Origin of the sequence: Arthrobacter sp. 131MFCol6.1 (assembly GCF_000374925.1) — a bacterium.
In the GTDB taxonomy this organism is placed as follows: Bacteria; Actinomycetota; Actinomycetes; order Actinomycetales; family Micrococcaceae; genus Arthrobacter.
Window position 1 is genome coordinate 1 of the sequence record NZ_KB895545.1, and the last position, 19,853, is coordinate 19,853.

18 protein-coding genes and 1 rRNA gene are annotated in these 19,853 nt (G+C 68.4%); 3 read left to right on the plus strand and 16 right to left on the minus strand.

Annotated features, from left to right (window positions below; translation table 11 throughout):
* The 4 genes from C566_RS0111030 to C566_RS0111045 form a co-directional block, all read right to left on the minus strand.
* Nucleotides 1–95: ribosomal RNA gene (locus tag C566_RS0111030) — 16S ribosomal RNA — on the minus strand; the annotation flags it as partial.
* A 532-nt stretch (nt 96–627) separates the two neighbouring features.
* The gene (tyrS, locus tag C566_RS0111035; RefSeq protein WP_018774401.1) at nt 628–1,941 is read right to left on the minus strand and encodes a tyrosine--tRNA ligase; all 1,314 of its coding nucleotides are present in this window, start codon (nt 1,939–1,941) and stop codon (nt 628–630) included.
* Between the two features lie 60 nt (nt 1,942–2,001).
* Nucleotides 2,002–4,230 (minus strand): HelD family protein, encoded by a 2,229-nt coding sequence (locus C566_RS0111040; RefSeq protein WP_018774402.1) that lies wholly within the window; start codon nt 4,228–4,230, stop codon nt 2,002–2,004.
* A gap of 148 nt (nt 4,231–4,378) precedes the next feature.
* Entirely contained in the window at nt 4,379–4,900 is a 522-nt protein-coding gene (locus C566_RS0111045) for an adenine phosphoribosyltransferase (protein ID WP_018774403.1), read from the minus strand.
* A 187-nt stretch (nt 4,901–5,087) separates the two neighbouring features.
* On the opposite strand from C566_RS0111045, the gene C566_RS21360 reads away from it, so the two are divergent.
* Complete coding sequence (locus C566_RS21360; protein WP_018774404.1) at nt 5,088–5,705, plus strand: GNAT family N-acetyltransferase; 618 nt, start codon at nt 5,088–5,090, stop codon at nt 5,703–5,705.
* A gap of 4 nt (nt 5,706–5,709) precedes the next feature.
* On the opposite strand, the gene C566_RS0111055 is transcribed toward C566_RS21360, so the two are convergent.
* Both C566_RS0111055 and C566_RS0111060 read right to left on the minus strand, forming a co-directional pair.
* Nucleotides 5,710–6,333, minus strand: a complete 624-nt coding sequence (locus C566_RS0111055) for a hypothetical protein (protein ID WP_018774405.1) — start codon at nt 6,331–6,333, stop codon at nt 5,710–5,712.
* Between the two features lie 73 nt (nt 6,334–6,406).
* Nucleotides 6,407–7,108, minus strand: coding sequence for a DNA-3-methyladenine glycosylase (locus C566_RS0111060; protein WP_018774406.1), 702 nt, complete (start codon nt 7,106–7,108; stop codon nt 6,407–6,409).
* Between the two features lie 90 nt (nt 7,109–7,198).
* On the opposite strand from C566_RS0111060, the gene C566_RS0111065 reads away from it, so the two are divergent.
* Together C566_RS0111065 and C566_RS0111070 are read left to right on the plus strand one after the other, a co-directional pair.
* Nucleotides 7,199–8,737, plus strand: coding sequence for a DNA-3-methyladenine glycosylase 2 family protein (locus C566_RS0111065; protein ID WP_018774407.1), 1,539 nt, complete (start codon nt 7,199–7,201; stop codon nt 8,735–8,737).
* Nucleotides 8,734–9,252, plus strand: a complete 519-nt coding sequence (locus C566_RS0111070; protein ID WP_018774408.1) for a methylated-DNA--[protein]-cysteine S-methyltransferase — start codon at nt 8,734–8,736, stop codon at nt 9,250–9,252. The genes C566_RS0111065 and C566_RS0111070 overlap by 4 nt, the downstream gene beginning before the upstream one ends.
* Nucleotides 9,253–9,453: 201 nt before the next feature.
* Here C566_RS0111070 and C566_RS0111075 read toward each other — a convergent pair whose 3' ends face one another.
* The 10 genes from C566_RS0111075 to argC all read right to left on the minus strand — a co-directional run bounded on the left by C566_RS0111075 (nt 9,454) and on the right by argC (nt 19,745).
* Complete coding sequence (locus tag C566_RS0111075) at nt 9,454–10,191, minus strand: maleylpyruvate isomerase family mycothiol-dependent enzyme (RefSeq protein WP_018774409.1); 738 nt, start codon at nt 10,189–10,191, stop codon at nt 9,454–9,456.
* Nucleotides 10,192–10,248: 57 nt separating this feature from the next.
* Nucleotides 10,249–10,776 (minus strand): pyridoxine/pyridoxamine 5'-phosphate oxidase, encoded by a 528-nt coding sequence (locus C566_RS0111080; RefSeq protein ID WP_018774410.1) that lies wholly within the window; start codon nt 10,774–10,776, stop codon nt 10,249–10,251.
* Nucleotides 10,777–10,886: 110 nt separating this feature from the next.
* Entirely contained in the window at nt 10,887–12,332 is a 1,446-nt protein-coding gene (gene argH, locus C566_RS0111085) for an argininosuccinate lyase (RefSeq protein ID WP_018774411.1), read from the minus strand.
* Between the two features lie 5 nt (nt 12,333–12,337).
* Nucleotides 12,338–13,543: an argininosuccinate synthase gene (locus tag C566_RS0111090; protein ID WP_018774412.1), complete on the minus strand. Its 1,206-nt coding sequence runs from the start codon at nt 13,541–13,543 to the stop codon at nt 12,338–12,340.
* A 109-nt stretch (nt 13,544–13,652) separates the two neighbouring features.
* Nucleotides 13,653–14,183 carry an arginine repressor gene (locus C566_RS0111095; RefSeq protein WP_018774413.1) on the minus strand — a complete coding sequence of 177 codons (531 nt, stop codon included), beginning with the start codon at nt 14,181–14,183 and terminating at the stop codon, nt 13,653–13,655.
* Nucleotides 14,183–15,238 (minus strand): ornithine carbamoyltransferase, encoded by a 1,056-nt coding sequence (gene argF / locus C566_RS0111100; protein WP_018774414.1) that lies wholly within the window; start codon nt 15,236–15,238, stop codon nt 14,183–14,185. Before argF ends, C566_RS0111095 begins: the two co-directional genes overlap by 1 nt.
* Nucleotides 15,235–16,464, minus strand: a complete 1,230-nt coding sequence (locus C566_RS0111105; protein ID WP_051082305.1) for an acetylornithine transaminase — start codon at nt 16,462–16,464, stop codon at nt 15,235–15,237. Before C566_RS0111105 ends, argF begins: the two co-directional genes overlap by 4 nt.
* Nucleotides 16,465–16,571: 107 nt before the next feature.
* The gene (argB, locus tag C566_RS0111110; RefSeq protein WP_018774416.1) at nt 16,572–17,504 is read right to left on the minus strand and encodes an acetylglutamate kinase; all 933 of its coding nucleotides are present in this window, start codon (nt 17,502–17,504) and stop codon (nt 16,572–16,574) included.
* Nucleotides 17,505–17,550: 46 nt separating this feature from the next.
* Nucleotides 17,551–18,717: a bifunctional glutamate N-acetyltransferase/amino-acid acetyltransferase ArgJ gene (argJ, locus tag C566_RS0111115; RefSeq protein WP_018774417.1), complete on the minus strand. Its 1,167-nt coding sequence runs from the start codon at nt 18,715–18,717 to the stop codon at nt 17,551–17,553.
* Nucleotides 18,714–19,745: an N-acetyl-gamma-glutamyl-phosphate reductase gene (gene argC / locus C566_RS0111120; RefSeq protein ID WP_026266601.1), complete on the minus strand. Its 1,032-nt coding sequence runs from the start codon at nt 19,743–19,745 to the stop codon at nt 18,714–18,716. The genes argJ and argC overlap by 4 nt, the downstream gene beginning before the upstream one ends.
* Nucleotides 19,746–19,853: the final 108 nt, after the last annotated feature.

Genomic DNA, 19,853 nt, shown 5'->3' on the forward strand with positions numbered 1-19,853 from the left:
TAATCCCCGGTGCAAGCACCGGATCATCGTTCGACTTGCATGTGTTAAGCACGCCGCCAGCGTTCATCCTGAGCCAGGATCAAACTCTCCGTTGAAGTAAAACAGACACAACATGCGCCCCCGGGAAAACGGGACACACACGCTGCACAAAATTTGAAACCAGCTAAAAACACCAGACCACACCACGGGGTGGCGGGCCCGGCAAATTCAACCAATTCAATACAATAAATTGGTATCAACAAACTTGGCACACTATTGAGTTCTCAAACAACAGACACATTCGAATACTTGCCGAAACAATTCATTTCCATGAATTCTTTATTTCGTTTTTCTTCGCTGCGATGTTTACAGCTTATTTCATTCATTTCCACTTTGCAAATTCGCGATTTTCATCGGAATTTCACTTCGTGGAGCGAATCCGCCCAGCAGAATTGAAGCAATTTCCATTATGTGCGCCTAGCGCATGAAGAATTGCTTCTCTTTTGTGGGGGTTTGTCACCGCTCAACGGCGGCGACTCAGAAAACAATACACGCTCCTCCCCGGCCGTGCAAATCGGCCGGGAAGGAGCGTGCAGGTGCGTTTTCAGCACTGGTCAGGATCCGGTACTGGTCAGGATTCGCTACTGGTCAGGACGCGGCGACTTCCACCGTTGCCAGGTTCTTCTTGCCCCGGCGCAGAAGCAGGTAGCGCCCGTGCAGCAACTCGCTGGCCGCAATGACGGCGTCGGGATCGGAAACCTTTGCATTGTTGACGTAGGCGCCGCCCTCCCCCACGGTGCGGCGTGCGGCGGACTTGCTCTCAGACAGACCGGAGGCGACCAGCAGCTCGATGATGCCCAGGGCGCCGGCGTCGACCGTGGCGGAGGGCAGCTCCGAGGTCGCCGCCTTCAAGGTCCCTTCGTCCAGTACGGAAAGATCGCCATTGCCAAACACCGCGGCGGAAGCCGCAATGACCTTCTCCGTGGCGTCCACGCCATGGACGAGCGAGGTCACCTCGTAGGCCAGCTTCCGCTGGCCCTCGCGGGCGAAGGGCCGTTCGGCGATCGCGAGCTCCAGTTCCTCAATCTCGGCGCGGCTCAGGAAGGTGAACACTTTGAGGCGGTCCGCGACGTCGGCGTCTGCCGTGTTGAGCCAGAACTGGTAAAAGGCGTACGGGCTGCACATGGCCGGATCCAGCCAGATCGCGTTGCCCTCGCTCTTGCCGAACTTGGTGCCGTCAGAGTTGGTGATGAGCGGCGTTCCGAGGGCGTGGACGTGCTTGCCCTCGACCTTGCGGATGAGCTCGGTGCCACTGGTGAGGTTGCCCCACTGATCCGAGCCGCCGGTCTGCAGCATGCAGCCGTAGTCGCGGAACAACTGCAGGTAGTCCATGCCCTGCAGGATCTGGTAGCTGAACTCCGTGTAGCTGATGCCTTCATCGGAGCTGAGGCGGGAGGCAACGGCGTCCTTGCGGAGCATGGTGCCGACACGGTAGTGCTTGCCGATCTCGCGCAGGAAGTCGATGGCGCTCAGGGGCGCCGTCCAATCCAGGTTGTTGACCATCCGGGCTGCGTTGTCGCCCTCGAAGCTCAGGAAGCGGCGGACCTGGGCCTGAAGGTAGCCCACCCACTCGGACACAGTGTCCTTGGTGTTGAGGGTGCGTTCCGCCGTCGGACGCGGATCACCGATCAAGCCCGTGGAGCCGCCCACCAGTCCGAGCGGCCTGTGGCCGGCCAGCTGGATCCGGCGCATGAGCAACAGCTGGACCAGGTTGCCCAGGTGCAGGCTCGGCGCGGTCGGATCGAAGCCGCAGTAATACGTCACGGGGTCGCCGGCGAGGAGCTTTTCGAGCTCCGCCTCATCCGTGGAGACGTGGACAAGGCCGCGCCATTTCAGCTCCTGCCAGATATTGGCAAAGCTGGGATCGTTCTGCTGGGCATCGAGAATATTTAGCTGGGACACGGAATCTAAGTTAGCAGGATCAACCGGGCCGCAGCGCAGGTGACGCCCGCCGGCCCGGGCCTACTCCTCGATGCCTGCCGGGACTCCGGCGGCGGCGATGAGCCGCAGGCGCTGGGTGGGCCGGGTCATGGCCACGTACAGGTCACCCACCCGGCCGTGCTCGTGGTTGAGCATGTCCGTCGGTTCCAGGACCACGACGCCGTCGAATTCCAGTCCCTTTGCCTCGCGGGGACTGATCACCACGATGTCCTGCGCGTAACTACCCGCGCCTGTGCCGACACGGTGGCCGTATGCGGCCCGCAGTGCGGCGCTGGCTTCGGGGAGAAGGTCGCCGTCGGCGATGACCGCCAGCAGGCCGCCCTCGATGGCCTCCAGTTCCTCCGGAAGCACCTCGACGAGCTTGTTGACGATCTGGCCCTCGCCGACCTTGTCGATGACCGGCGACCAGCGCCCTTCCCTCACGGCCTTGGGCGCCGAAACCACCAGTCCGGCCGCGGTCGCCATGCGGGCGGCGGCCTCGGCGATCTGGGACGGGGTGCGGTAGTTGACGGTCAGCTCCTCGAGCTGCCAGCGGTCGCCGAACATGGGGCCCAGCGCGCTGTGCCACGAGTTGGCGCCGGCAACGGAACTGGTCTGGGCGATGTCGCCCACGATCGTAAAGGACTTCAGCGGGCAGCGGCGGACCAGCAGCCGCCACTGCATGGGTGACAGCTCCTGCGCTTCGTCCACCACAATGTGCCCGAAGGCCCAGGAACGGTCCGTGGTGGCACGCTCTGCAGCGGTCAGCCGCGTCTCCCGCTCCTGGTTCTGGTCCACCAGGTCTTCGGCCGTGACAAGGACGTCCACGCCGGCGGTTTCCATGTTGACAAGGGTCTGCTTGGCGTTGGCCAGGTCGCGGGCACGGTCCTGTTCCTGCTGCGCCAGGCCGCGCCCGGCGGCGGCATCAAGCTCGCCGAGCAATTCGGCAGCCTCGTCCAGCAGCGGCACGTCGGACTCGGTCCAGGGCGAATCGGCCGGGCGGAGCAGCAACGCGCGTTCCTCCGGGCTGAGATGCGGGGTGCATGCCTCGAGGATGGCCGGCTTGCTGAGCAGCTCCCCCACGAGCTTCTCCGGGGTCATCGGCATCCAGCACAGGTTCAAGGCGATCCGGACATCCCGGGCGGAGCGGACGTCCTCGGCCAAGTAGGAGCGGTCGGCGTTATTGCCGATGTTGCCTGCCTCCACCAGCTCCGTCATCTGCTCGGTCAATTCGCGGAGCAGGATCTTGACGAAGGAGACGCGGGCCTCGTTGTGCGGTTTGCCGGTGGCGCGCGCCCTTTCCTTGGCGCGGCGGACCTGCCTGGGCGTGAGGACCAGCTTGCGGCCGTCAACTTCCAGGGTCCGGTTTCCGGCCGGAATGCGCTGCCGGTTGGCCACGGCGTTGGCGACCACCTCGGCCATGTCGAGCCGGCCCTTGATGGCGGCGACGGCGGAGTCCGGCTCGGCGACGGCGGTGATGCCGGGCATGAGCCGGCCCAGGCTCGCCATGACGACGCCGGTCTCGCCGAGCGAGGGCAGCACGCGTTCGATGTACTTCATGAAGGACGACGTCGGTCCCACCAGCAGGACGCCGGCGCTCTTGAGCCTGTCCCGGTGCGTGTAGAGCAGGTACGCGGCGCGGTGCAGGGCGACGGCGGTCTTGCCCGTACCCGGGCCACCCTGGACCACGAGGGCGCCGGAGATGGAGGAACGGATGATCCGGTCCTGCTCGGACTGGATGGTGCCGACGATGTCTGACATCCGGCCCGTCCGCTTGGAGTTCAGGGCAGCCAGCAGGGCACCCTCGCCCTGGAGCGAATCGTTGTCGGCGAGCATGTCGGCGTCGAGCACGTCGTCCTCGATTGCCTTAACCTCGCGGCCCTGCAGGATCAGGTGACGGCGGCGGCGGACGCCCTGCCGGTCGAACGCCGTAGCCTGGTAGAAATGCCCGGCCTCGGGCGCACGCCAGTCCACCATGAGCCGCTGCAGGTCCTCAGTGGTCAGGCCGATGCGGCCGATGTACTGGGCCTCCCCGGAATCCAGGTCCAGGCGGCCGAACACGAGCCGGTCATCGACGGCGTCGAGCTGGGCGAGGCGGTCCTCGTAGAGGGCGGCGAAGGCATCGCGTTCGGAAACGTTCTGCATGGTGCCCACGGCACCGGCCCGGCGCACTTGGGCCAGCTGGGTGCGCTTCTCCGCCCGCAACTCATCGAGCCGGGCGTAAAGTCCGGCCACATAGTCGCGTTCATGGGCCAAATCAGCGTCGTGCATCGAACGTTCCCCTATCGAAAAAGACGGACCCACCATTCTACAGCCATTTCGGCGGGCACGGCTGTTGCATGTCGCCAAACAATGCCAAGGCAGTCTTCGTCAGGGAATTCTACCGACACGTCCCGGATGGTCCAGACCATCCGGCCCGCTAGATCCGCAGCAGGGACCGGACGTTGTGGCCGGTCAGGGCTGTGCGGCCGCCAAGTTCGTCGAGTTCCATGACCACGCCGATGCCGGCAACGTGGATCCCGCACCGCTCGAACAGCCGCGCCGCGGCGCCGAGCGTGCCGCCCGTGGCCAGCACGTCGTCGAGGATCAGAACCCGGCTCCCCGGCGCCAGGTCCGTGGTGTGCAGCTCAAGGGTGGCGGTGCCGTACTCCAGGGCGTAGTCCTCGGAGAACACCTCGCGCGGCAGCTTGCCGGCCTTGCGGACCGTGATAACCCCGGTCCCGGTGGCGTAGGCGGCGGCCGCCGCGAGCAGGAAGCCGCGGGCTTCAACTCCGGCGACGGCGTCGAACTGGCCCTGGAAAGGTCCCACCAGGGCATCGACCACGGCCCCGAAGGCGGCGCCGTCGGCGAACACCGGGGTCAGGTCCTTGAAACTGACCCCCGGTTTGGGATAGTCCGGGATGGTGGCGCACAGGCCCTTGATCAGCTCATCCACCGGCATTGCAGTCGTCGTCTGGTTTAGGTCGCTTTGATTCACCCATCCACCTTACTGGCTGGTAGCAGGAAGGCTGCCGGGCCGAGGCCTCCCGGGCCGGCGGATTCGTGGCAACCCACCGGCCATCTGATGTTCATGCTGTCGGCGCCCGACTCACCGCTCCCGTCCACCCCGCCGGTGATTGAATGCTCGAATGCGACACGAAATCGTCCTCTCCGGCCATGGGGTTCGCCTGGTTCCGCTGGCCCCGCTCCATGCGGCAGGCCTCTTTGATTTTGTGGACGCCGGCATGTGGGCAGGCATGGCGGCGCCCATGCCTGGGACGGCTCGCGAACTTGCAGTGCTGTTCCAGTCACGGCTGCAGGATCCTGCCACCATCCCCTTCGCCGTGACGGACGGGCGCACCGGAGCCCTGCTGGGCACGACGTCCCTCCGCGACTACGTTCCGGCGCAGCAACGCCTGGAAATCGGCGGAACATTCTACGGGCGGCAGTTCTGGGGCAGCCACGTCAATCCGGCGAGCAAGCACATGCTCCTCGCCTACGCCTATGAGGTACTGGGAGTGGACCGGGTGGCTTTCCGCTGCGACGCCCGAAACACCCGGAGCGCGACGGCGATCGAACGGCTCGGCGCCCAATTCGAGGGGGTCCTCCGCGGCCACCGCGCGGCGCCCGGCGGGGGACGCGCGGACACCGCCGTCTTCTCGATCCTCGCGCAGGATTGGCCGCAAGTACGCGAAGGCCTGCGGCGCCGCCTCGCCCCCTTCGCCGTCGGCGCCGACTTCTCGCTGGGCAGCTTCGCCGCTACCTAGACCCCTACTCCTGTGCCGGTGGAGGCACAGCTTCCGGAGGCACAGCTTCTGGAGGCACGGAGTCCAGTTCCGGCGGGCGCAGGAGTTCGTTCGCGAGCCCGTAGGAGACGACGCCCAGCGCTTTCCGGAGCGCGCGCTCGGCCTCGAACCGCCCGGCCGCCACGCTGCTCAGCCGGTCGTAGTCCCCGGCCCATCCGGACCGGCGGAACCTGTCGGCGTCACCGTGAAGGAGCCGTCCGTAGAGGACGTCCTCGAACAAATCATGGTCAGCCAAGGCGATTTCGGCCATCAGCGCCTCGCGGTCCCGGATCATCCCGTTGGTGAACATCCCGGCCGCTTCCGCTGCGCCCTGGGCGATCCGGGAGTCCGCCGAGTAGTTGCACAGGCGCAGCGCCCGCACCACGAGTTTGAGCGAAACGTGCTCTTCGGGAACGATGAATTTGCGCAGCAGGGCAGCACGGAAGAGCTCCACCCAGTGCCTGCGCTCTGCCTCGAGGGAGCCCACCGCGACCTGTTCGCCGTCAGGTGTGAACAGTTCCACCATGCGGAAGTACTCGGTGGCCAGCTCCGCGAAGATCTGGAGCCGCTCCAGCTCGCTGCCCGGTTTTCCGCGCTTCCCCTCGCCCATAATGCTCCATCATCCCCCACCGCACATGCCGGCATCAGGGAGCCGGCACGGTGTGTACCGAGTGCCGGCCACGCTACGCGCCGCGGGCGCTTGGCGCCTTTGCCGGCTTTGCCGCCTTGTAGCGGGAGACGGTCGGGTCGCCGCTGAGCCAGAACCGCCAGGGGTACTCGTGGCTGCCGCCGTCGCCGGAGACGCCGACGCGCGGACCGGAGCTGATGACCGCAGCGACCCCCTCCGGCGGGTGCGCGGCCGGTTCCAGCCGGAACGGCGGCGCGAGGGCATCCCGCCCGCTGTCCGCCGTCGTCAACCCCAGCGCGGTGGCCAGCCGGGCAGGCCCGCTCGCGAGGTCGCTGTCCGATTTCGACGTCGGCCGCCTGGCCCTCGCCAGCTCATGTCCCGCGACCACTTCGCCGGCCCGCAGCAGGAGCGCCGACGCCACGCCCTCGGGCCCGCAGACGATATTGGCGCAATGGTGCATCCCATACGTGAAATACACGTAGAGGTGGCCGGCCGGGCCGAACATCGGGGCGTTGCGGGCCGTTTGGCCGCGGAAGGTGTGGGACCCGGGGTCAGGGTGGTGCGAATCGTGCGGGCCCAGGTAGGCCTCCACCTCGGTAATCCGAACCGAGACGGATCCGCCGGGCCCGTCGTGCGTCAACACCGCGCCGAGGATCAGCGGCGCCACGTGCCGGGCATCGGCCGAGAGCAGCTCGCGGACGGACCCGGCCGCGCCGGACTCCGTGCCGGACTCGGCAGGAAGCGGGCTGGAAGTCATGCTCAGACTTTAACAAACACCGCCGAAGGACCGTACGGCCGTGTCCGAATTCCGCTAGCAGCTGTTCCGCGAAGCTGGCAGGATGGGGTGATGGACTTCTGGCAGCGCTACCGGGCAATCGATGCCCGGGACACCCGATTCGACGGGCAGTTCTACACCGCTGTCCGGACCACCGGCATCTATTGCCGGCCGTCGTGCCCGGCGCGGACGCCCAAGGCGGACAACGTCACGTTCTATGAAACGTCCGCCGCGGCGCACGATGCCGGCTACCGTGCGTGCAAACGCTGCCTGCCCGAGGCCGTGCCGGGTACGCCGGCCTGGAACGTGCGCTCCGATATCGCCGGCCGGGCCATGCGGCTCATCAATGACGGCGTGATCAACCGCGACGGCGTCGAGGGGCTCGCGGCCCGGCTCGGATACTCCTCACGCCAGCTCAACCGGATCCTCAGCCACGAACTCGGCGCCGGCCCGCTGTCCCTGGCGCGGGCCAGCCGCGCCCAGACCGCCCGCACCCTGCTGGTCTCCACCGCCATGAAAGTCTCGGACATCGCCTTCGCCGCTGGATTCAGCAGCGTGCGCCAGTTCAACGAGACCATCGGCGAGGTCTTTGCGATGACGCCTTCCGCGCTCCGTGCCACAGCCAGGCATCACCGCTCCCCCGCGGCGACCACAGCGCTCACGCTCAACCTTCCGTACCGCGAACCGTTCGACCCGGGCGTCTTCGATTTCTTGGCCGTCCGCGCCATCCCCGGGATCGAGGAAGGTACCTCCACTTCCTACGCCCGGACCCTGCGGCTGACCCACGGCGATGCCCGCTTCCGGGTGGATTACGACGCCGGCGCGGCCGGGCGTCCGCTCGTGCTGACCATCGGCGCCGTCGACCTCCGGGACCTGGCCGCCCTGCTGAGCAGGGTCCGCCGGCTGCTGGACCTGGACGCCGATCCGGTCGCCATCGATGCCGCCCTCGCGGCCGACCCCCGGCTGGCCGCTGCGGTGGCGCGCACGCCGGGCATGCGGATGCCCGGCGCCGTTGATCCGCAGGAACTGCTGATCCGGGCGATGATTGGCCAACAGATCACCGTGGCTGCCGCGCGGACCGCCCTGGTCCAGCTTTCCGCGGCCGGGAGCGCGAGCCTGGTGCCCGACGACGGCCTCCACCGGCTGTTCCCGACGGCCGCCGAGATTGCCGGGACCGGCTTCGAACTGCTCCGCGGCCCTCAGCGGCGGATCGATGCTGTCCGGCGCGCCGCGGCGGCGATGGCCTCGGGCGACCTCGACTTCGGCTATGGCGATGACGTGCGGGGGCTGGAGGCCAAACTCCTGCCCCTGGCCGGCGTCGGACCGTGGACCGTGGGATACGTCGCGATGCGGGTCATCGGCGCGCCGGATGTGTTCCTGGCCAACGACGCCGCGGTCCGCAACGGCATCCGCTCACTGGCCCAATCTCCCGACGACGCCACCACCCTGGCCCCCGATTTCCGTGAGGTCAGCCCCTGGCGCTCCTACGCCACCATGCACCTGTGGCGCGCAGCAGCGGCTGCCCAGGCCGCGGCGCGCAAGCCGTCCCTGCCGCCGAGGCAGGCTCCAACGCAGAACCACAAGCAGACTCCGAAGAAAGCGAAACCATGAAAGCCCAGTTGTTGATCATGTCCACCCCGGACGGTCCGTTCACCATCATTGCCCGCGACGGCGCCGTCCTGTCATCGGGCTGGACCGCCGTTCCCGGCGAGCTGACGGGCCAGATCCACGCTGACCTGCTGCCGGCCGCATTCGAGACCGTCACCGGGCTCGGCGACATCTCCGAGGCCGTGGAGGCGTTCTACGCCGGCGATCCGGAACCGGCGATGGCGGTCCCGGTGCTGCAGAAGTCCGGTCCGTTCCGCAGCCATGCCTGGGACGTGCTGCGCACGGTCGCGCCGGGGCGCCCAGTGACCTACACGGAGTATGCGGAGCTGTCCGGCAACGCCAAGGCCGTGCGGGCCGCGGCCAGTGCCTGCGCCTTCAACGCGGCGGCCCTGTTTGTTCCCTGCCACCGCGTCATCCGCACCGACGGGACGCTGGGCGGCTTCCGCTGGGGGCTGGCCGTCAAGGGCGGCCTGTTGGACCGGGAACGCGAAGTAGCCCACGCGACGGCACGGCCCTAGGCCTCAGTCCACAGGCCTGCCGGACCCCGCGGGCTCAGTTGTTGACGGGCACGCCGTGTGCGATGTTAAGCCTGCCGGGCCGGGGCGAGCTCAGTTCTTGACCGGCACACCGTGTGCGAGGGACGGCCTGCCCGGACCCCGCGGGCTCAGTTGTTGACGGGCACCTCGTGTGCGGGGGACGGCCTGCCGGACCCCGCGGGCTCAGTTCTTGACCGGCACACCGGCAGGCCAGGGCAGCAGCTCCGGAAGGTCGACGCCGTCGGCCGCGGCGGTGGCGCGCAGGCTGCCGAGGGTGGGCGTGCGGCCGGCGAGCCACGCGGCGATGTCCGTGAGCATGCCGTTGATCACGGTTGATTTTCCGCCGCTCCCGATGGCCACCGCGGGCAGGCCGAGTGGCTGCAGCACGAAGCGCTGGCCCTCAGGTACCCGGGCCGAGAGGAACTCGAAAAGGTGCCCGCAGAAGGGGCGGCTCCAGGTTTCCGGTCCGTGGCCGGTGCCGAGGTCGGCGGCATGGATGACGAGTTCACGCCACAGTGCCAGGCCGCCGTCGAACACGACTCCCCCGCGGTAGGTGATGGGCTCACGCCAGCCGGCCGCGTCGAGGGAGTCGAAGGCGCGCAGGGCCCGGTCCAACGCTGCGTCGAGGTCGGCCCGGTGCTCCGCGAGGGTGTGGCCGGCCGCCATCTCGATGGCGCGGTTCCGCCCCTCGAAGCCGCCGTCATAGAGTTCGACGGCCTCGCCGCGGGCGGCATATTCGAGCTGCCGGCCCATCGCGCTGGCGATCCCGCAGATGTGGGCGAGCACGTGCCCGCGGCTCCAGCCGGGCAGTTCCGAGGAAGCTTTGATGTCCTGTTCCGTCAGCTTCGCGGCGATTCCGGCCACGACGCCGGCGGCGCGGTGCAGTTCTGCCCGAAGGTTCTCTGGTGTGATTGAGGTCATGGCGCCCATCCTAAGCCGAGCCACCCGATTAAGTTGGATTAACTGAGCGTTGCCCGGTCAGCGGGGCGCGTAGCGGTGCCGGATGTGCCTGCGGTCGTGCCGGGCCTGCCAGAATTCGATTTCGCGGGGCCGGATGACGTAGAGCTGCCAGTCTGTGTTTTCATTGTTGCCGCCGTTTGCGCCGGGCCGGGCCCGCCAGTCGGCGGCCGAGGCTTCCGCGGACAGCTCCACGACGTCCCCGGCCACCCGCACCTGGCGGCCCTGCTGCTGCCAGAAGAAGTTCAGCGCCGCGTGCGGGTTGGCCGTGAGCTCCTTGCCCTTGCGGGATTCCCGGGAGGTTGCGAAGTGCCAGCCGTCGTCGTCGATGTCCTTCAGGATCAGCATCCGCGACGACGGCCGGCCGTGCTCATCGGCGGTGGCCAGGCTGCACGCGTTGGGCTGCGGCACCCCGGCCGCCAGGGCCTCGTCCAGCCACAGCCGGAACAGCTCCGCGGGGTCCGCGGGCGCCGCTGCCGGGTCGAAGTCCGGGAGAACTTCCGGGAAGTCGGGAAGGGCACGCAGCAGTTGGCTGAATGATTCGCTCATGCGCCCAGCTTAAACGCCAGCGAGTTGTCACTTCACGGCAGTGTTCGCGAAAAACACTGCCGCGAAGTGCCAACTCGCGTCGGGCGCGGGCGCCGTCGTGGGGAGGGTTGCTACCCCGCGTACTCGCGCACGCCGGCGAGCTCGCCCTCGAGGGCCACCAGCTGGCGTTCGACGGCGGCCGGTGCGGTGCCGCCCTGCGAGTTCCGGCTGTTGAGCGAACCTTCGGTGGACAGGACCGTGCGGACCTCCGGCGTCAGGTGCGCCGAGATGGCGGCGTATTCCTCGTCCGTGAGGTCCCAGAGCTCGACGCCGCGGCTTTCGGCCTGCTTGACCGCGGCACCGGAGAGCTCGTGCGCCTCGCGGAACGGCACGCCCTGGCGGACCAGCCATTCGGCGATGTCCGTCGCCAGCGCGAAACCCTGAGGTGCCAGCGCTTCCATCCGTTCGGTGTTGAACTTCAGCGTCGCGATCATGCCGGAGACTGCCGGGAGCAGGACCTCCAAGGTGTCGGCGGCGTCGAAGACCGGTTCCTTGTCCTCCTGCAGGTCGCGGTTGTACGCGAGCGGCAGGCCCTTCAGGGTGGCCAGCAGCCCGGTCAGGTTGCCGATCAGCCGGCCGGCCTTGCCGCGGGCGAGTTCCGCCACGTCCGGGTTCTTCTTCTGCGGCATGATCGAGGAGCCGGTGGAGTAGGAATCGTGCAGGGTGACAAAGGAGAATTCCTTCGTGGCCCACAGGATCACTTCCTCCGAGACCCGGGACAGGTCCACGCCGATCATGGCCGTGATCCAGGCGAACTCGGCGAAGACATCGCGGGAGGCGGTGCCGTCGATCGAGTTGTGCGTCGCGGAGAAGAAGCCCAGGTCCGCGGCGACGGCCTCGGGGTCCAGTCCGAGCGAGGAGCCGGCAAGGGCACCCGAGCCGTAGGGCGAAACCCCGGCGCGCTTGTCCCAGTCGGCGAGCCGCTGCACATCGCGCAGCAGCGCCCAGGCGTGGGCCAGCAGATGGTGGCTGAGCAGGACAGGCTGGGCGTGCTGCAGGTGGGTGCGGCCGGGCATGGCCACCCCCTGGTGCGCCTTGGCCTGGTCCACGAGCGCGTCGATCGTGGCGAGCACGCCGCGGGCGATGATCCGGGCGTGGTCGCGCAGGAACATCCGTCCCAGCGTGGCCACCTGGTCGTTGCGGGACCGCCCGGCACGGAGCTTGCCGCCGAGCTGGGTGCCGGCGCGCTCGATCAGGCCGCGCTCCAGCGAACCGTGCACGTCCTCATCGGACTCGGCCGGCAGGTAGGCGCCGGAAGCGACGTCCTCATCCAGCTGCGTCAGCGCGGCCAGCATGCCCTCCAGCTCGGCGTCGTCCAGCAGCCCGGCCTTGTGCAGGACGCGGGCGTGCGCCTTGGACCCGGCGATGTCGTAGCGGGCCAGCCGCCAGTCGAAGTGTGTGGACTTGCTCAGCGCGGCGAGGGCGTCCGCGGGGCCGCCGGCGAACCGGCCGCCCCACAGCGCTCCTGTATTTGTCGCGGAGCGCACCCCGGACTCGGTGGTTTCCGACTCAGCCATGCGGGCTACTTTCCTGCGACGCGGATGTCGCGGCCGGAGGCAACCTTGGCGGACATGCCCCACAGCTCGATGAAGCCGCGGGCCATCGACTGGTCGAAGGTGTCGCCGGTGTCGTACGTGGCGAGGTCGAAGTCGTAGAGCGAGGTCTCGGAGCGGCGTCCGTTGACGATCGCCTGGCCGCCGTGCAGCACCATGCGGATATCGCCGGAGACGTACTTCTGGGTGTCCTCGATGAAGGCGTCGAGGGAGCGCTTGAGCGGCGAGAACCACTGGCCGTCGTAGACCAGCTCGGCCCAGCGCTGGCCGACGGTCGCCTTGAAGCGGGCCTGCTCGCGCTCGATCGTGATGTCTTCGAGGTGCTTGTGCGCCGTGATGAGCGCCATGGCGCCCGGTGCCTCGTAGATCTCGCGGGACTTGATGCCCACGAGGCGGTCCTCGACGACGTCGATCCGGCCCACGCCCTGGGCGCCGGCACGGCGGTTGAGTTCCTTGATGGCCTGCAGCGGGGTGACCTTGACGCCGTCGATCGCGACCGGCACGCCGGCTTCGAAGGAAATGGTGACCTCATCCGGCGCCGGCGGGAATTCCGGGGTGGCGGTGTAGTCGTAGATGTCCTTGGTGGGCGCGTTCCAGATGTCCTCGAGGTAGCCGGTTTCGACGGCGCGGCCCCAGACGTTCTGGTCGATCGAGTACGGGTTCTTCTTGGTGGTCTCGATCGGCAGTCCCTTTTCCTCGGCGAAGGCGATGGCCTTGTCGCGGGTCAGGGCGAGGTCGCGGACCGGGGCGATGCACTTCAGGTCCGGGCCGAGGGTCTGGATGCCGACTTCGAAGCGGACCTGGTCGTTGCCCTTGCCGGTGCAGCCGTGGGCGACGGTGGTGGCGCCGAATTCGCGGGCGGCCTTGACCAGGTGCTTGACGATCACCGGGCGGGAGATGGCCGAGACCAGCGGGTAGTGGCCCTGGTAGAGGGCGTTGGCCTTCAGCGTGGGCATGCAGTACTCGTTGGCGAACTCGTCGCTGGCGTCGGCGACGTAGGCCTCGACGGCTCCGCAGCCAAGCGCGCGCTGGCGGATGGTCTCCAGCGATTCGCCGCCCTGTCCGACGTCGACCGCCACGGCGATGACCTCGGCGCCGGTGGCTTCACCGATCCAGCCGATGGCTACGGAAGTATCCAGGCCACCGGAGTAGGCCAGAACAATACGCTCAGTCACGGAAATGCTCCTTAGTTGTTTGGTGATGCTTTAAGTCTGGGAAAAAGCTCTGTTGCAAGCCTGTCACACACCCCGGTCGCCCGGTCGTTTGAAAGGCTCAGGGTATGGCTTATTGGCCGGCTTCCTCGGCGAACTGCAGGAAGCGTGCGGCGATGTCCGCGCCGCCCAGGGGGTCCCGGGTGACAAGCAGGACGGTGTCGTCCCCAGCGATGGTGCCCAGGATCGAGGGCATCACGGAGTGGTCGATGGCGAGGGCCAGGAAGTTCGCGGCGCCCGGCGGGGTCCGGAGGACCACGAGGTTGGCGGAGGCCTCGGCGGTGACGAGCAGTTCCCCGCACAACCGGGTCAGCCGGGCGTCGAGGATTTCCTGTGTGACGCCGCTCTTGGCCGCCCGTTCGCCGCCCTCCCCCGGGACGGCGTAGACCAGCACGCCGTCCTTGCTGCGGACCCGGACGGCGCCGAGTTCCACGAGGTCGCGTGAAAGCGTGGCCTGGGTGACCTGGACGCCGTCGTCCGCGAGGAGCGCCGCGAGTTCGGCCTGGGATCGGACCGACTCGCCCGTCAGAATCGCCGTGATCCGCGCTTGCCGGGCCGTTTTGGTGGCCGGGCTGGCCCCCGGAGAGGCTGGCTGGACGGACATCAGGCCGGGCCGCCCACCGGCGCCAGCCCACCGACCGGTGCGAGCCCGTCAACCGGCGAGAGCCCATCAACCACGGCCAGGCCGGAGCGGTGCATGAGCCACGCCATGAGTGCCTTCTGCGCGTGCAGCCGGTTCTCGGCCTCGTCCCAGACCACCGACTGCGGGCCATCAATGACGTCCGCGGCGATTTCGTAGCCCCGGTAGGCCGGCAGGCAGTGCAGCACGACGGCGTCCGGCGCCGCGAGCTTCATCGCGTCGGCATCCACGGAGTAGGCGCGGAACAGCTTCATCCGCGCTTCCTTCTCCGCTTCCTGGCCCATGGACACCCACGTGTCGGTCGCGACGACGTCGGCGCCCAGGAGGGCTTCGGCGGCGTCGACCGTCACCAGCACCGAGCCGCCGGTCTCCGCGGCACGGTCCTCGGCGGCGGCGATGATCTCCGGCGACGGCAGGTAGCCGTCCGGACCCGAGATGCGCACGTTCATGCCCGCCGTGACGCCGGCCAGCAGGTAGGAGTTGGCCATGTTGTTGGCTGAGTCGCCCAGGTACGCCATAGTCAGGCCCTGGAGCGAGCCCTTGTGCTCCTTGACGGTCAGTAGATCGGCCAGGAGCTGGCACGGGTGGTAGTCATCGCACAGGGCGTTGATGACCGGAACACGGGAGTTCTCTGCCATGGCGACGAGCCCGGCATGCGCGCCGGTGCGCCACACGATGGTGGAGACCATGCGTTCGAGCACCTTGGCGGTGTCCTCGACCGATTCTTTGTGCCCGATCTGCGCCTCGCCGGGGTTGATGATGAGCGCGTTGCCGCCCATGTCCGCGATGCCGGTGGCGAAGGAGACCCTGGTGCGGGTGGAGGTCTTGTCGAAGATGACGGCCACCGTCCGGCGGCCGTTGCCGGCAGCGGCGAAGGGCTGAACGCTGTAGGGCGCGGCCTTCATCCGGACGGCGAGCTCAAGGACCTCGGCCTGTTCGGCCGGGCTGAGGTCCGTGTCCTTCAGGAAGTGGCGGACGGGTCTTGTCGAGAGTTCAGTTGCGGTCACGGCGGCGGTCACTTGGCGTCCTTTGCAGCGTTGGTCTTGGCGGTCTCGAGCAGTGCGGGCAGGGCGGCCAGGAACAGGTCTGCCTGCTCGGTGGTCAGGATCAGCGGGGGCGCCAGCCGGATGGTGCGCGGGCCCGGGCTGTTGACGATGAACCCGGCGTCGAGGCCGGCGGCGACGACGCCCGGGGCGACGTCGGCGTCGAGGTCGAAGCCGATCAGCAGCCCCTCGCCGCGGACCTCGGTCACGCCGGCGATTCCGGCGAGGCCGGCGCGCAGGTGCTCCCCCAGGTTGCGGACGTGGGCCAGGATGTCCTGGTTTTCCAGGACGTGCAGGGTGGCGAGGGCGGCGGCGGTGGCCACCGGGTTCCCTCCGAATGTCGTCCCGTGCTGGCCGGCAGTCAGCAGCGCGGACGTGTCAGGGCCGAACGTCACGAGCGCGCCGACCGGGAATCCGCCGCCCAGGCCCTTGGCGAGGGTCACGGCGTCGGGCACGATCCCGGCCTCCTCGCTGGCCAGCCACTTGCCGGTGCGGCCGATGCCGGTCTGGACCTCATCGAGGATCAACAGGGCGCCGGCCGCGCTCGTGGCCTCGCGGGCCGCCTTGAGGTAGCCGGCAGGCAGCGGCCGGACGCCGGCCTCGCCCTGGATCGGTTCGAGGAAGACGGCGGCAGTGGTCTCATCGATGGCGGCGCGGAGGGCTTCGATGTCACCGAACGGGACATGCACGACGCCGCCGGGCAGCGGCGCGAACGGCGCCCGGTAAGCCTCCTTGGAGGTCAGCGCGAGGGCGCCCATGGTGCGCCCGTGGAAGGCGCCTTCGAGCGCAATGATCCTAGTGCGGGGCTTCTCTACTGAGCCGCTGTTCCGGCGGGCCAGCTTGAAGGCCGCCTCAACGGCCTCCGTGCCGGAGTTGGCGAAGAACACCTTGGAACCGGCCGGCGCCTTGGACAGTTCCAGCAGCTTCTCGGCCAGGGCGATCTGGGTGGGGCTCGTGAAGAAGTTCGAGACGTGGCCCAGGGTGGCCAGCTGGCTGGAGATCACCGAGGTCACGAAGGGGTGGGCGTGGCCGAGGGCGTTCACCGCGATGCCGCCGAGCAGGTCCAGGTACTCCTTGCCGTCGGCGTCCCACACGAGGCAGCCGGCGCCGCGGACCAGGACCCGCTGCGGGGTGCCGAAGACGCCGAGCAGGGAGGATGAGTAGCGGGACAGCCATTGCGCGCCACTACTCTTTCCAGTCATAACGGAAGCTGTGGGGGCCGAGCCGGCGATGGGGGCCCGGGTGTGGTCGGGCACCGCGAAGCGGGCGGGGGCCCCATCGCCGGTCGGACTCACGCCTACAGTTTCGTTCATGCGTTCACTTCCTCGTCGGGGACGACCTGCGTGCCGATGCCCGCGGTCGTGAAGGTTTCCAGGAGCATCGAGTGCGGCAGGCGGCCGTCCACGATGTGCGCTCGTTCCACGCCGCCGTCTACGGCTTTGAGGCAGGCCTCCATCTTCGGGATCATGCCCGATTCCAGGCCTGGGAGCAGTTCACGCAGCTCCGAGACGGTCAGGGAGGAGATGAGCGAGGACCGGTCCGGCCAGTTGGCGTAGAGGCCCTCGACGTCGGTCAGGATGACAAGCTTGGAGGCGCCGAGCGCCTCGGCCAGAGCCGCAGCCGCGGTGTCCGCGTTGACGTTCAGTACCTGCCCGGTAGTGGATCCGTCGTCGTGGATTTCCGGGGCGACGGTGGAGATCACTGGAATCCGGCCGGCCGCGAGGATGTCCACAATCCCTTCCGGGTTCACGCCGACCACTTCGCCGACGAGGCCCAGGTCCACCTCTTCGCCGTCCACCACGGTGCCGGTGCGGACGGCGCGGAGCAGGCCGCCGTCCTCGCCGGACATCCCGACGGCGTAGGGGCCGTGGGAGTTGATCAAGCCCACGAGTTCGCGGCCCACCTGGCCGGTGAGGACCATGCGGACCACGTCCATGGCCTCGGGCGTGGTGACGCGCAGCCCGCCCTTGAATTCGGACTCGATCCCGAGCCGGCTGAGCATGGCGTTGATCTGTGGGCCGCCGCCGTGCACCACCACAGGGTGGATGCCGACGTGGTGCAGGAACACGACGTCCTCGGCGAAGGCGCGGCGGAGCTCGTCGTTGACCATGGCATTGCCGCCGTACTTGATCACCATGGTGCTGCCGGCAAAGCGCTGGATCCAGGGCAACGCCTCGATCAACGTGGCGGCCTTGTCCCGGGCGTCGGACTGGGATGTCGTCTCGCGGGTCTGGGTGTTCATGCTGTTCGTCCTTCCTGCTGGTCCCCTGTTCGTCCCTTTCAGGGGGCTAGCTGGAGTAGGCGCTGTTTTCGTGGACGTATTCGTGGGTGAGGTCGTTCGTGAGGATCGTGGCCTCGGCCGTGCCGGCCCGCAGGTCGATTTCGACGAGGACCTCGCGCGGTTCGAGGTCCACGAGGTTCCGGTCATCGCCGATGCTGCCGTTGCGGCAGATCTGCACGCCGTTCATGGACACGTTCAGCTGGTCCGGCTCGAACGCCGCGTCGGTGGTGCCGACGGCGGACAGGACGCGGCCCCAGTTGGGATCCTTGCCGAAGATCGCGGTCTTGAACAGGTTGGAGCGGGCGACGGCGCGGCTGACGATTTCAGCGTCCCGCTCGCTCGCGGCGTTGAACGTCCGGATCACGATGTCGTGGCTGGCGCCCTCGGCGTCGCCGATCAGCTTGCGGGCCAGCTCGGCGCAGACCTGGGTCAGGCCCGTGCCGAAGTCGGCGGCGGAGGGCACGGCGCCGGAGGCCCCGGAGGCCAGCAGCACCACGGTGTCGTTGGTGGACATGCAGCCGTCAGAGTCCGCCCGGTCGAAGGTGACCCGCGTGGCGTTGCGGAGTTCGGCGTCGAGCATGTCCGGCGGGACGTCGGCGTCCGTGGTGAGGACCACCAGCATGGTGGCCAGGCCCGGCGCCAGCATGCCGGCGCCTTTGGCCATGCCGCCGATGGTGAACCGGGTTCCGTCGGCGGCCGTGCCGATGAAGACGGCCTGCTTGGACACGGAATCCGTGGTCATGATCGCGGTCGCTGCCGCGGGGCCGCCGTCCGCGGCCAGGGATGCAGTGGCGGAACCGATCCCGGCCAGGATTTTGTCCATGGGGAGCTGCTCGCCGATCAGTCCGGTGGAGCAGACCACGACGTCGGTGGCGGAGACGCCGAGGGCCTCGGCGGTCTTCTCCGCGGTGGTGTGCGTGTTCTGGAAGCCCTGGGGCCCGGTGCAGGCGTTGGCCCCGCCGGAGTTCAGGATCACGGCGTCCACGCGGCCGTCCTTGACCACCTCGCGGGACCAGTGCACGGGGGCCGCGGCGACGCGGTTGGACGTGAAGACCGCCGCGGCGGACTTGGACGGGCCGTCGTTGACCACGAGGGCCAGGTCCGGGTTGCCGGACGCCTTGAGCCCGGCCGTCACGCCGGCGGCGCGGAATCCCTGCGGTGCGGTGATGCTCACGGTGCGACTCCCTGGAGGTTGAGGCCGGCGGTTTCCGCCAGGCCGAGGGCTATGTTCATGGACTGCACGGCCCCGCCGGCGGTTCCCTTGGTGAGGTTGTCGATGGCGCAGCACACGATCACGCGGCCGGTGTGCTCATCGAAGGCAAGCTGCATGGCCGTGTGGTTCGATCCCTGGACCGATTTGGTGGAGGGCCACTGGCCCTCGGGGAGCAGGTGCACGAACGGTTCGTCGTCGTAGGCCTCGGCCCAGGCGGCGCGCAGCCCTTCGACGGTGACACCCGGGCGGACCCTGGCGGTCGCCGTGGTGAGGATGCCGCGGCTCATCGGCGCCAGCGTGGGCGTGAAGGAGACGGTGACCGGTGCCCCCAGTGCTTTGGAGAGTCCCTGTTCGATCTCCGGGGTGTGCCGGTGTCCCCCGCCGACCCCGTAAGGGCTCATGGAGCCCATGACTTCGGCGCCGATCAGGTTGACCTTGGCGGCCTTGCCGGCCCCTGAGGTGCCGGAGGCGGAGACGATCACGACGTCGTCACCCTCCAGCAGCTGGCTGCTGAAGCCCGGCGTGAGTGCCAGCAGGGCCGACGTCGGGTAGCAGCCGGGGACGGCGATCCGGGCGGCGCCGCGCAGGGCCTCGCGCTGGCCGGGCAGTTCAGGGAGGCCGTAGGGCCAGGTTCCGGCGTGTGCCGATCCGTAGAACTTCTCCCACGCCTCCGGGTCCTCGAGGCGGTGGTCCGCGCCGGCGTCGATGACCAGGGTCCCGGCGGGCAGCTGCGCCGCGATCTCCGCGGATGCCCCGTGCGGAAGCGCCAGGAAGACGACGTCGTGCCCGGCCAGGTTGTCCACGGTGGTGTCTTCGAGGATCCGGTCAGCGAGGCCATGGAGATGCGGCTGCAATTCCCCTAATCTGGAACCGGCGTTGCTGTGGGCCGTGATGGCGCCGATGGTGACGTCGGGATGACCGGCGAGGAGCCGCAGGACCTCGCCGCCGGCATAACCGCTCGCCCCGGAAACGGCAACAGTAATAGTCATGAGCACGACTATACAGCAAGAGTATGCATAGATGCCGATATTTATGCATCGATGGGCGTGTGTCCAAAGCACCCGATCGGCGGGCTGGGGAAACCCGGGGCGTATGCT